Raw genomic sequence first — 12,109 nt, 5'->3', positions numbered from 1 at the left:
ATGGATATCAATAAACTTGTTAGAAAGAATGTACAAAAACTAACGCCATACCAATCTGCTCGTCGAATTGGTGGTAATGGCGATGTGTGGTTAAATGCCAATGAATTCCCCGTTGCACCGCATTTTGAGTTAAAGGAACAAAGCCTAAACCGTTATCCTGAACCACAACCAGAAAAGGTTATCAACCGTTACGCTCAATATGTTGGTGTTACGCCAGAACAAGTCATTGTGAGCCGAGGAGCAGATGAAGCCATTGAGTTATTAATGCGTGCTTTTTGTGAGCCTACTCAAGATAGTATTTTATATTGCCCGCCAACTTATGGTATGTATCAAGTTAGTGCTGAAACACTTGGAATAGAAACCAAAACCGTTCCAACAACAGCAGATTGGCAGCTCGATCTTCAAGGAATAAAACAAAATCTTGATAAAGTAAAACTGATCTATGTCTGCTCACCTAATAATCCTACAGGTAATTTAATCAATCCTGATGATATTAAGATGTTACTTGATATAGCTAAAGATCGTGCATTAGTTATCATTGATGAAGCTTATATTGAATTTTCACCCGAATCATCAGTCGTTAGTTGGCTTGCTAATTATCCACATTTAGTGATTTTGCGTACCTTATCTAAAGCGTTTGCGTTAGCAGGATTACGTTGCGGTTTTACTATTGCCAATAAAGCAGTGATTGATGCACTACAAAAAGTCATTGCGCCTTATCCTCTTGCAACGCCCGTGGCCGATATTGCAATACAAGCGCTGAGTAAAGATGGTATTAATACCATGAAATTGCATGTGATCAATTTAAATAAGCAGAAAGAGAAGTTTACCAACCAATTATCTCAACTACCGATTGTTGAAAAAGTTTACCCAAGTCGATCCAACTACTTATGTGTTAAATTTCAAGATAATAAAGAAGTATTTAACACCTTATGGAATAAAGGAATTATTTTACGAGATCAAAGCAAAGTAATTGGACAACAAAATATGATTCGCATTACCATTGGCACTCAAGCTGAATGCGAGGCGGTAATTTCAGCACTCAAAACGATAAAATAGGAGTAATCATGTTACAAAAATACTTATTTATTGATCGAGATGGCACACTAATTACCGAGCCACCTATTGATTTTCAGGTTGATCGTTTTGATAAATTAGCTTTTGAACCCAACGTAATCCCTGCTCTGTTAAAACTACAATCAGCAGGGTATAAATTAGTCATGGTCACCAATCAAGATGGACTAGGTACAAGTAGCTATCCACAAGCAGATTTTGATGGCCCACATAACCTTATGATGCAAATTTTTAAATCACAAGGTGTTAATTTTGAAGATGTCCTAATTTGCCCTCATTTTCCTGAGGATAATTGCGAGTGCCGTAAGCCTAAAATTCAATTAGTTTTACCTTATCTTATCAGTGGTAAGTTAGATACACAAAACAGTTATGTTATTGGTGATAGACTCACCGATATTCAACTTGCTGAAAATATGCAAATAAAAGGATTACGCTATCATCCTGAAAATCTCAATTGGAATGAAATTGCTCAACAGTTAACAGAGGTTAATCGTTATGCTAAAGTTAAGCGTAATACCAAAGAAACCAAGATATTAGTCGAGGTCTGGCTCGATCGCCAAGGTGGTAGCCAAATTAATACAGGAATTGGCTTTTTTGATCATATGCTTGATCAAATTGCTACCCATGGTGGAATTAAACTCAATATCCAAGTCGATGGCGATTTACATATTGATGATCACCATACAATTGAAGATACAGGACTTGCTTTAGGTGAGGCACTAAAAAAAGCACTGAATAATAAGCGAGGTATTACTCGATATGCTTCTGTTATTCCTATGGATGAGTGCCTAGCTAAGTGCGCAATAGATATTTCTGGTAGGCCGTACCTTAAATTTAAAGCAGAATTTAATCACCAAAAAGTCGGCGATATGAGCACACAAATGGTAGAGCATTTCTTTTACTCTCTGAGCTATGCAATGGGTATCACGTTACATATTGAAACAGAAGGCGATAACGATCATCACAAAGTAGAAAGTTTGTTTAAAGCCTTTGCGCGAACCTTAAAACAAGCCATAAAAATTGACGGTGACCGTTTACCAAGCTCAAAAGGGGTATTATAAATGAATATAGTCATTCTCGATACTGGCTGTGCTAATCTTTCATCGGTTAAATATGCTGTGCAACGATTAGGTTATGAGCCAATAATTAGTCTTGAGCCTGATGTGGTACTTAACTCTGATAAACTGTTTTTACCGGGAGTTGGTTCAGCAAAAGCCGCTATGCAAAATTTAAAAGAACGCAATTTAATTGAGTTGATAAAAGTTTGTACCCAACCTGTGTTAGGGATCTGCCTTGGTATGCAACTTTTAGCAAATTATAGTAATGAAGGTCATGTGCATACGCTAGGCATTATTCCTGAAAATGTGGTAAAAATTCCTGATTGTGGACTACCTTTACCACATATGGGTTGGAATCAAGTCAAACCAAAAGCCGGACATCATCTATTTCGAGATATTCCTGATGATGCTTATTTTTACTTTGTACATGGATACGCGATGCCATTATGCTCAGCAACAATAGCAGAAACCAGTTACGGCGAAAGCTTTACCGCTGCCGTACAAAAAGACAACTTTTACGGCGTGCAGTTTCATCCCGAGCGTTCTGGCTTGGCCGGCGCCACATTACTCAAAAACTTTTTGGAGATGTAATCATGATTGCTTTGCCCACAATAATACCTGCACTTGATTTAATTGATGGATCAGTTGTGCGCTTACATCAAGGTGATTATGAACAAAAACGTGATTACGGAAATGATCCTCTTTTACGATTGCAAGATTATGAAAAACAAGGTGCTAAATTATTACATCTTGTGGACTTAACTGGCGCAAAAGATCCAAAAGCACGTCAGATTTCGTTAATACAAACATTGATTAATGCAGTACAAGTGCCAATCCAAGTTGGTGGAGGGATTCGCACAGAAAAAGATGTACAAACATTACTATCAGCGGGGGCTGCGCGAGTGGTTATTGGCTCAACCGCCATTAAACAACCCGAATTAGTCAAACAGTGGTTTACAAAATATGGCGCAGAAAGGTTGGTATTAGCACTTGATGTACGCATTAATGCTGATGGAGAAAAACATGTTGCTATTCATGGTTGGCAAGAAGATTCCAACCAAACCTTAGAACAAGTGATTGATGATTACCTACCGTTCGGTTTGAAGCACGTACTGTGCACTGATATCTCTAAGGATGGCACACTTAGCGGATCAAACGTTAAATTGTATCAGCAAATCAGCCAAAAATACCCACAAATTGCCTTTCAGGCTTCAGGTGGCATTGGTCAGTTAAGTGATGTCAAAGCACTTAAAGACAGTGGTGTTGCTGGTGTGATTGTAGGTCGGGCATTACTTGAAGAAAAATTTACTGTTCAGGAGGCAATTTCATGCTGGCAAAAAGGATAATTCCTTGTTTAGATGTCCGTGATGGTCAAGTAGTTAAAGGCGTGCAGTTTCGCAATCATGAAATTATTGGTGATATTGTACCTTTAGCTAAACGTTATGCACAAGAAGGGGCTGATGAACTGGTTTTTTATGATATTACCGCCTCGTCAGACGGCCGTGTAGTTGATAAAAGCTGGGTGGCAAAAGTCGCCGAAGTCATTGATATCCCCTTTTGTGTTGCTGGTGGGATAAAAACAGTTGAAGATGCGGGGCAAATATTAACCTTTGGTGCCGATAAAATCTCAATTAATTCGCCCGCATTAGCTAACCCTCATTTAATTACTGAACTTGCCGATTGTTATGGTGTGCAGTGTATTGTAGTGGGTATTGATACATGGTATAACCAAGAATCACACAATTATCATGTTTACCAATTCACGGGCGATGAAAAACGTACAGTTGCAACTAAGTGGAACACGCTTGACTGGGTACAAGAGGTACAAAAACGTGGTGCTGGTGAAATTGTGCTTAACATGATGAATCAAGACGGTGTTCGCAATGGGTACGATATTGCTCAACTTAAAGCAGTTCGTGAAGTATGCCGTGTTCCTATAATTGCTTCGGGTGGCGCAGGCACTATGCAACATTTTTTGCAGGCATTTAACGAAGCTGAAGTGGATGGCGCATTGGCAGCATCTGTTTTTCATAAGCAAATTATTAACATTGCTGAACTAAAACACTATTTGGCACAATATGGAGTAGATATTCGATTATGTTAACTCAAAATTGCAATACGAAATTAAATTCACAACAATTAGATTGGCAAAAAGTAGATAATTTGATGCCAGTTATTATTCAGCATTATATTTCTGGCGATGTTTTGATGCTGGGTTATATGAATCAAGAGGCATTAACGCAAACACAAAGTAGTGGTAAAGTAACCTTTTACTCAAGAACTAAACAACGTATTTGGACAAAAGGTGAAACTTCTGGTAACTATCTAAAGGTAATCAATATCACTGCCGATTGCGATAATGACACCCTACTTATTTTAGCCGATCCAATAGGACCAACTTGTCACACAGGTGCTAACAGTTGTTTTGTGGGTGCTAAAACTGAGTGGGGATTTTTATTTGAGTTAGAACAATTACTTGCTGCGCGCAAAAATGCCGATCCGAAATCGTCATACACAGCAAAACTCTATCACGATGGCACTAAACGTATTGCGCAAAAAGTGGGAGAAGAAGGCGTCGAAACGGCTCTTGCAGCAACTGTTCATGACCGTGAAGAGCTAAAAAATGAATCAGCAGATCTCATTTATCACTTATTAGTTTTACTTCAAGATCAGAATCTATCTTTACAAGATGTCATTGGTATTTTAAAAGCAAGGCATAAATAGTAAAAACCAATAAAGTGCGATCCCTATCGCGCTTTATGTTACTTTTCAATGAGCAAAAAATAATAGGCTTACTTAACAAACTGGCAATTTTATCCCATTAAACATTGCTAATACATCACTATTATTTTCACTTAGCATAAGTTTATCAACGGTTTGTCGATTCAGATGAGACGAAAACTGGTTGATAAAATCATACATATAGCTACGTAAAAATAATGAGCGAGCAAAAGTAATATAGGTGGTACTGTAAGGAAAAATATGCCCAGCATTCAGTACGACCAAATCATCATCTGAGGTATTATTTACAGCCATTTTTGCCACAATGCCAACACCTACTCCTAATTTCACATAGGTTTTAATTAAATCAGCATCTGTTGTGCTAAAAACGATATTCGGAGTCTGATGGGCTCGGGTAAAAGCTTGATTTAAATCTGAACCATCATTTGAAAAATCATAACTGACTAACGGATATTTTGAGAGTTCTTCAATTGAAATTAGACTACGTTTCGCTAACGGGTGATCTTTCATCACAATAATGGCTTGGTTCCAATGATAACAAGGTAAAGCAATCATATCATCACTTAACGACGAAATCTCAGTTACAATAGCAAATTCTGCCTGCCCTGCTTGCGCTTGTGCAATACATTGTGCTGATGAGCCTTGTTCCATATGCAAAATAATGCTCGGGTATTGTTGCATAAATTGTTGAATCACAACAGGCAAAGCATAACGAGCCTGAGTATACGTTGTGGTAATAGTTAACGAACCTTGATTTGGCTGACTAAATTCTTTAGCGATAATTTTAATATCGTTGGACTTATTTACAATTTCTCGGGAAAGCGCAACAATTTTTTCACCAACAGGCGTCACATGTGAAAGGTGTTTACCTGTTCGAGTAAATATCTGAACACCAAGTTCATCTTCTAATAGTTTTATTTGTTTGCTAATACCTGGTTGAGAGGTATACAGTTTTTCGGATGTTAACGATACGTTAAGATCATTATTGACGACTTCAACAATATAACGTAGTTGTTGCAATTTCATGACAAAGGCTCCTTCAACTGTATGCGTTTCACCCTGTTGATAAGATCGCAAGGGTGATTTTGTAAGGTAAATCCTTTCACACTCTAGTACAAACAAAAATAACTATTTTCATACTAAAACGTATAATTTCCTGAAACTTTTTAACAAAAATTCAGATACTATTATCTATTTTTTGGTATTTATCCATTTACCATCCACGTATTGCATCACCCACCCTGTCGATTTGCCATTCACTTCAGAAGTAACATATTGTTGTTTATTTTTACGACTAAAACGAACAATCGATGGATTACCATCAGGATCTTTGTTTGGCGCTTGTGTTAAATAGATAAATTTTTCTGGCAAACGATCTTTAAAACGTTGCAATTCTTCAATCAAAGGCGCTCGGGTTTCTCTTGATTTTGGAAAATTATGCGCTGCTAAAAAGATTCCAGAGGCACCATCACGTAATACGAAATGCGCATCAGATTTTGTACATTTAAGTTCAGGCAGATCAACCGGATCTTCTTTTGGTGGCGCAACCTCACCGTTTTTTAGAATTTTACGGGTATTTTTACAATCTGAATTTGTACAGCCCATATATAAGCCGAAACGCCCTGATTTTAGATGCATCTCAGAACCACATTTTTCACATTCAATAATAGGACCTTCGTAACTTTTAACTTTAAAGCTGCCTTTTTCAACAATAAAACCATCACAAATTGGATTATTACCACAAATATGTAATTTTCGCTCACTATCAAGTAAATAGCTATCCATTGCCGTATGACATTTAGGACAACGTTTGCATGCTCTTAATGCATCGGTTTCCGCGGTTTCTGACTCTTCTAAAAGATTAAGTGTTTCATGCTCAGGAATTAAATTAATTGTTTGCTTACAACGCTCCTTTGGTGGTAATGCATAACCAGAGCATGCTAAAAATACCCCTGTACCCGCCGTTTTAATTCCCATTTCACGCGCACAATTAGGGCATTTAATTTCAGGCGTTAACACTAATGGATTAAGTTGCATTCCACCTTTATCAGGTGCTTGTTCAGCCACTTCAAGATGCTTACTAAAATCGCTAAAAAATTGGTCAAGCACTTCGCGCCATTCTTGCTTTTTGTGAGCAATTTCATCCAATGCATGTTCCATGCGTGCTGTAAAGTCATAGCTCATTAGATCATTGAAGTTTTCACTAAGCCTATCGGTAACAATTTCACCAATTTTTTCAGCATAAAAACGGCGATGATCTAAACGTACATATCCTCGATCTTGAATTGTTGAAATAATCGTTGCATAAGTAGATGGACGACCAATTTCACGTTTTTCCAGTTCTTTGACTAATGATGCTTCATTATAACGAGCAGGTGGTTTAGTAAAGTGTTGATTTGGGGTTAAGCTAATTAAGCCAAGTTGATCATTTACCGATAATTGCGGTAATATCTTGTCTTCATTGTTTTTAGCCAGTTGTGGCTGCACTTTCGTCCAACCATCAAAACGCAATGTACGACCTTTGGCTTTTAACGTAAAATCGCCAGATTTAACGGTAATTGTCGTTGAATTATATTCCGCCGATGTCATTTGACAAGCCACAAATTGACGCCAAATTAGTTGGTATAATTTACAAGCATCTACTTCTACATCACTAATATTATCAGCAAGCATAGTCACATCTGATGGACGAATAGCCTCATGTGCTTCTTGCGAGTTTTTCTTGCTACTGTATACATTAGGTGAATTAGGTAAATATTTATTACCGAAATTTTTACCAATGTAATCCCGAACCATGGTTAATGCATCTTGACTCAAATTGGTTGAATCAGTACGCATATAAGTGATATAACCAGCCTCATATAAGCGTTGCGCTAGCATCATGGTCTTTTTAACACCAAATCCTAAACGCGTACTTGCAGCTTGTTGTAATGTTGAAGTAATAAACGGCGCAGTTGGATTACTTTTAGTTGGTTTTTCGTCAATATGGGTAACTTGATATTGGTTTTTATCCAACTGTGCTAAAGCGATATCAATAGCCACTTTATCTTTTGGCTCAAACGCTTCATCTTTGTAATGCGTGACTTGTAATGTTAATTGCTCTTTTTTAGCAGTATTTAAATCAGCATAAAGATCCCAGTACTCTTCAGGAATAAAAGCATGAATTTCACGTTCACGTTCAACAACAAGTCGCACTGCAACCGACTGCACACGACCAGCAGATAAACCTCTTGCCACTTTTTTCCAAAGTAATGGTGATAACATAAAACCGACAACTCGATCCATAAATCGGCGGGCTTGTTGTGCATTCACCCGATCCATATCAAGCATTGCAGGCTGATTAAAGGCATTTTTGATCGCTGTTTTAGTGATTTCGTTAAAAACAACACGACGATATTTACTATCGTCACCCCCAATAACCTCTTTAAGATGCCAAGCAATAGCTTCCCCTTCTCTATCCAAATCGGTTGCCAGATAGATCATATCAGCATCTTTAGCTAATTTTTTTAATTCTGATACCACCCGTTCTTTACCTGGTAAAATTTGGTAATGAGCTTTCCAACCGCTATAGGGATCAACGCTCATTCGATCAACTAAGATCTGTTTTTCGGAACGTTTGACTTTTTTCTCGGTTTTATCTTTTTTGTCTTTTGTTGATTTTTCAGCTCGTTGGCTGCTACCACTTACAGGCAGATCACGAATATGACCGACACTGGATTTAACCACGAAATCTTTGCCAAGATATTTATTAATCGTTTTTGCTTTGGCTGGTGATTCCACAATAACAAGGGATTTTCCCATAATTAAACCTTTTTATTCTGTTGTTTATATTATTTACTATCAAGCTTTACATCAAGAAGCGATAGTAAATCATCTTTAATTGTTGATACTTTCGTTGCATATTGATCTTTTTGCTCAGCATCTTCAAGGAGTTGTGTAATGGTTTGTGACAACGTGCATCCTCGGCGTTTGGCTAAATTAGCCAATCGTTGCCAAACTAAAAACTCCAAATCTATGGACTTTTTTCGGGTATTTTGTTGTTCTGCATTAAAATGCCGTTTTCGCTTTGCCCGAATGGTTTGCTTTAGGCGATTATCTAAATCGGGATTTAAATGCGTTTTTATCCAATCAACAACACCCGTTGGATTATGTTCTAATAACAATAACTCATTGACCGCATGCTGCGCAGCACTTTTTTCAATATAACGTGTTATTAACTCACCTTCTTGGTGCCTTTTTACTAAATAGTGCCACTTCCAACCGCATTCAAGGTTCTCTAATTGCTGATACTTCATTGACTCATCTTGTGACGCTGTAACTAATATAGTTTATTTGTAGCATAATCTCGACACACAATAAAGAAAATTATTACGTTTGACAAATTTTTTATAAATCTGCTATCGTTCACCTTTCATTTTGATCTTTATTTAAGGAACACTCATAATGGCTAAAGCTGATGTTATTTATATTAATGGCTATATTTATACCGCAGACAAACACGATAGTATCTGCGAAGCTATTGCAATTGAAAATGGCTATATTATTGCAACTGGCACAACCCAAGAAATAAATAACAGCCACTATGTTGATAATCATACAACGATTTATGATTTGCAAGGCAAAACGATGATGCCCGGTATTATTGATTCCCATTTACACACTTTTTGGGGAGGGATGCAATTGTCATCTTGCAATTTAAACTATCAAAGTTTAACCATTGATGATACTTTAGCCATTATCCAACAATCTTTAGATCAAGACTCGCTAAATCACAACGATAATTGGTTACAAGTTCGTGGTTGGTTACGACAAGAGGTATTACCAATTGGCACAGATATCACACGTTTTGATCTTGATAAACTCAATACGAAAAGACCCGTAATTTTGTTCTCAAACGATTGCCATACCCTCGTTGCCAATAGCATTGCATTAGAAAAATTTGGTTTAGATAGAAACACGCCAGAACCAACAGATGGAAAGATTGGTCGTACCGACGACGGCGAATTAAATGGTATATTAGAAGATGCACCAGCCATGCGCGCATTTGACAGCATTTCTAAACTGACTGACGAACAAGCAGTTAACATCGCAAAACTGTCACAAGCTGAGCTCAATAAACAAGGGGTTACTTCAGTGATGGATGCGCGCATTACCGAAACCCAAGCTGATGCATTTTTAAGACTACAACAACAAGATACGCTTTCGATTCGTCTATTTGGTGCCCGTGAACTGCCGCCAGATGATGTTTCGTCTATAGCGGATATTCCAAATGTCATTGAGAAAGTAAAACAGTTTGCTTCTCGTTACGATGATAAAAACTGGCAACCTAAGCCCGGTATAAAGATATCGCATACCAAACTATTTGTAGATGGCGTAATGCAAGCACCATTAATGACAGCACGCTTGCTTCAGCCATACCAGTTAACTGATGAAAAAGATCGTTATGGTGACCTGTATTACTCAATTGAGATGTTAGATGCTTTAATACTTGAATCAGCAAAAGCGGGATTTCACCCACATATGCATACAGTAGGTGAAGGTGCAATTGAAGTCGTGCTTGATGCCATTGAAAAAATGCGTAAAGCATTACCTGATGCTGATATTCGCCCAAGTACCGCACATAATGAACTAAGCGCATCACATCAGTTTGCTAGATACAAACAATTAAACGCTTGTGTTGTATTTTCATTCCAATGGGCAGGCTGTAGTACGGCAATGATTGAGCAGTATCGAACATTATTTGGTCTTGAACGTTATAACGGCTTAGAGGCACATGGCCAATATATTGATGCTGGTGTCACTTGCGCTTTTGGGAGTGATTGGCCAATTGATCCATTAAATGAATGGTATGATTTCCAAATTGCCATGACCAGACAAATCGATACGGAGCATCCTCGACTAGATAATGATCGTAATTTAACCGCTATTGAAGTATTGCGTAGTGCCACTATTAATGCCGCCTATGTATTAAAGCAAGATGAATATATTGGCTCAATTGAAAAAGGTAAATTTGCTGATTTGATTATTTTGGATCGCAACCCATTTACCATTCCAGCAACTGACATGCAAAATGTACAAGTTCTAACAACTATTGTCGGTGGTAAAACGGTTTATCAAAAAAACTAATGTGATAACAAAGATATTCAACATATAAAACAACATCGTAGGTGGACATCCTCCACCTACTAATCAATTTGTAACTATCCCCTAAAATAGTACAGCAAAAAAGTAGAAAATTCTCTATGATAAAAGAAAAGGGGATTTAATTATGAAAAAAATGACTGAACATCAAATCGTAGCTATTTTAAAAGAAGCAGAGGTAGGTGTACCCGTTAAAGAGTTGTGCCGTACATATGGCATGGGTAATTCAACTTTTTATAAATGACGGGAAAAATAGGACGGTATGGAAACGTCGGATATTAAACGCTTAAAGGAGCTTGAGGCCGAAAACCGTAAGCTTAAACAGATGTTTGCTGAGCTAAGTTTAAAATCACAGCATCAGGAACAAATCATAAAAAAGCTTTAGTGCCCACAAAGGCACGTAAAACGTGGGCACAGCAACTACAACAAAATCATTCGGTTACTATTGCTATGAGTTGTGCCATTGTTGGCTTAAGCCGTTGTGCTTACTATTATCAACCTAAGTTGCAGGATGACTCGGTGATTGTTTCAGTGTTGAATGCTATCACAGACCGGCATTTACGCTGGGGCTTTCCTAAATGTTTTAATCGTATCAGAAAGCTCGGCTATCAATGGAATCATAAACGTGTTTATCGGGTGTATTGTGAGTTAAAACTGAATCTTAAAACAAAACGAAAACAACGAATTCCACCTCGGGAGCCAGAAAAGTTATTGGCTCCCAATAAACAAGGTGAATGTTGGTCAATGGATTTTATGAGTGACAGTAGTCGTAATCAACGTCGCTTTAGGACATTCAATGTCATCGATGACTTTAATCGTGAGGCGTTAGGTATTGATATTGCAGTAAGCTTACCCGCAGGAAGGATTACCCGTTACTTAGATAAACTGGCCGAATATCATGGGTATCCATTAAAAATACGGGTCGATAATGGCCCAGAATTTACAGGAAAAACCTTTACCAACTGGGCTAAATTACATGGTATAACCATTGATTATATCCAGCCCGGTAGCCCTTATCAAAATGGCTATATTGAACGATTTAATCGTACCTATCGTACTGAAGTACTCGATTTATATCTTTTTAACAACTTAGC

13 protein-coding genes are annotated in these 12,109 nt (G+C 37.6%); 10 read left to right on the top strand and 3 right to left on the bottom strand.

Annotated elements, in window-relative coordinates; translation table 11 throughout:
- From hisC to hisIE, 6 genes are read left to right on the top strand one after another with little or no spacing between them, the layout of a single operon-like run.
- Complete coding sequence (gene hisC, locus A9G47_RS00060; RefSeq protein ID WP_176700622.1) at window positions 1–1,059, top strand: histidinol-phosphate transaminase; 1,059 nt, start codon at window positions 1–3, stop codon at window positions 1,057–1,059.
- A gap of 8 nt (window positions 1,060–1,067) precedes the next feature.
- Complete coding sequence (gene hisB, locus A9G47_RS00055; RefSeq protein ID WP_065641836.1) at window positions 1,068–2,135, top strand: bifunctional histidinol-phosphatase/imidazoleglycerol-phosphate dehydratase HisB; 1,068 nt, start codon at window positions 1,068–1,070, stop codon at window positions 2,133–2,135.
- A complete protein-coding gene (hisH, locus tag A9G47_RS00050) occupies window positions 2,136–2,723 on the top strand; it encodes an imidazole glycerol phosphate synthase subunit HisH (protein ID WP_065566262.1) in 588 nt (195 codons plus the stop codon).
- A gap of 2 nt (window positions 2,724–2,725) precedes the next feature.
- Window positions 2,726–3,478: a 1-(5-phosphoribosyl)-5-[(5-phosphoribosylamino)methylideneamino]imidazole-4-carboxamide isomerase gene (gene hisA / locus A9G47_RS00045; protein WP_065580802.1), complete on the top strand. Its 753-nt coding sequence runs from the start codon at window positions 2,726–2,728 to the stop codon at window positions 3,476–3,478.
- Window positions 3,460–4,236 carry an imidazole glycerol phosphate synthase subunit HisF gene (gene hisF, locus A9G47_RS00040; RefSeq protein ID WP_065641835.1) on the top strand — a complete coding sequence of 259 codons (777 nt, stop codon included), beginning with the start codon at window positions 3,460–3,462 and terminating at the stop codon, window positions 4,234–4,236. Before hisA ends, hisF begins: the two co-directional genes overlap by 19 nt.
- The gene (hisIE, locus tag A9G47_RS00035) at window positions 4,230–4,856 is read left to right on the top strand and encodes a bifunctional phosphoribosyl-AMP cyclohydrolase/phosphoribosyl-ATP diphosphatase HisIE (protein WP_065580804.1); all 627 of its coding nucleotides are present in this window, start codon (window positions 4,230–4,232) and stop codon (window positions 4,854–4,856) included. Before hisF ends, hisIE begins: the two co-directional genes overlap by 7 nt.
- A gap of 72 nt (window positions 4,857–4,928) precedes the next feature.
- On the opposite strand, the gene cysB is transcribed toward hisIE, so the two are convergent.
- From cysB to matP, 3 genes are all read right to left on the bottom strand, one after another.
- Window positions 4,929–5,900, bottom strand: a complete 972-nt coding sequence (cysB, locus tag A9G47_RS00030; protein ID WP_065580805.1) for an HTH-type transcriptional regulator CysB — start codon at window positions 5,898–5,900, stop codon at window positions 4,929–4,931.
- A gap of 165 nt (window positions 5,901–6,065) precedes the next feature.
- Entirely contained in the window at window positions 6,066–8,675 is a 2,610-nt protein-coding gene (topA, locus tag A9G47_RS00025) for a type I DNA topoisomerase (protein ID WP_065641834.1), read from the bottom strand.
- Window positions 8,676–8,704: 29 nt separating this feature from the next.
- Window positions 8,705–9,169, bottom strand: a complete 465-nt coding sequence (gene matP, locus A9G47_RS00020; protein ID WP_065641833.1) for a macrodomain Ter protein MatP — start codon at window positions 9,167–9,169, stop codon at window positions 8,705–8,707.
- Between the two features lie 148 nt (window positions 9,170–9,317).
- Between matP and A9G47_RS00015 the strand changes: the two genes are divergently transcribed.
- From A9G47_RS00015 to A9G47_RS00005, 4 genes are all read left to right on the top strand, one after another.
- Window positions 9,318–11,000, top strand: coding sequence for an amidohydrolase (locus A9G47_RS00015; protein ID WP_065641832.1), 1,683 nt, complete (start codon window positions 9,318–9,320; stop codon window positions 10,998–11,000).
- A gap of 142 nt (window positions 11,001–11,142) precedes the next feature.
- Window positions 11,143–11,259, top strand: coding sequence for a transposase (locus A9G47_RS14720; RefSeq protein ID WP_141674760.1), 117 nt, complete (start codon window positions 11,143–11,145; stop codon window positions 11,257–11,259).
- An 18-nt stretch (window positions 11,260–11,277) separates the two neighbouring features.
- Window positions 11,278–11,400: a hypothetical protein gene (locus A9G47_RS14565; RefSeq protein ID WP_255309190.1), complete on the top strand. Its 123-nt coding sequence runs from the start codon at window positions 11,278–11,280 to the stop codon at window positions 11,398–11,400.
- Window positions 11,400–12,109: IS3 family transposase (locus tag A9G47_RS00005; RefSeq protein WP_065641831.1), on the top strand; the 710-nt coding region annotated here is incomplete at its 3' end. The genes A9G47_RS14565 and A9G47_RS00005, both read left to right, overlap by 1 nt.

The sequence above is a fragment of the Gilliamella sp. WF3-4 genome (assembly GCF_001690275.1).
Taxonomy (GTDB): domain Bacteria; phylum Pseudomonadota; class Gammaproteobacteria; order Enterobacterales; family Orbaceae; genus Gilliamella; species Gilliamella apicola_C.
The sequence above is the reverse complement of the archived record's forward strand: the minus strand, read 5'-3'. Positions and strand labels throughout refer to the sequence as shown.

What these genes read in the sequence shown, in the direction of transcription:
- hisC (WP_176700622.1), top strand. Translation starts at nt 1, where the DNA reads ATGGATATCAATAAACTTGTTAGAAAGAATGTACAAAAACTAACGCCA.
- hisB (WP_065641836.1), top strand. Translation starts at nt 1,068, where the DNA reads ATGTTACAAAAATACTTATTTATTGATCGAGATGGCACACTAATTACC.
- hisH (WP_065566262.1), top strand. Translation starts at nt 2,136, where the DNA reads ATGAATATAGTCATTCTCGATACTGGCTGTGCTAATCTTTCATCGGTT.
- hisA (WP_065580802.1), top strand. Translation starts at nt 2,726, where the DNA reads ATGATTGCTTTGCCCACAATAATACCTGCACTTGATTTAATTGATGGA.
- hisF (WP_065641835.1), top strand. Translation starts at nt 3,460, where the DNA reads ATGCTGGCAAAAAGGATAATTCCTTGTTTAGATGTCCGTGATGGTCAA.
- hisIE (WP_065580804.1), top strand. Translation starts at nt 4,230, where the DNA reads ATGTTAACTCAAAATTGCAATACGAAATTAAATTCACAACAATTAGAT.
- cysB (WP_065580805.1), bottom strand. Translation starts at nt 5,900, where the DNA reads ATGAAATTGCAACAACTACGTTATATTGTTGAAGTCGTCAATAATGAT.
- topA (WP_065641834.1), bottom strand. Translation starts at nt 8,675, where the DNA reads ATGGGAAAATCCCTTGTTATTGTGGAATCACCAGCCAAAGCAAAAACG.
- matP (WP_065641833.1), bottom strand. Translation starts at nt 9,169, where the DNA reads ATGAAGTATCAGCAATTAGAGAACCTTGAATGCGGTTGGAAGTGGCAC.
- A9G47_RS00015 (WP_065641832.1), top strand. Translation starts at nt 9,318, where the DNA reads ATGGCTAAAGCTGATGTTATTTATATTAATGGCTATATTTATACCGCA.
- A9G47_RS14720 (WP_141674760.1), top strand. Translation starts at nt 11,143, where the DNA reads ATGAAAAAAATGACTGAACATCAAATCGTAGCTATTTTAAAAGAAGCA.
- A9G47_RS14565 (WP_255309190.1), top strand. Translation starts at nt 11,278, where the DNA reads ATGGAAACGTCGGATATTAAACGCTTAAAGGAGCTTGAGGCCGAAAAC.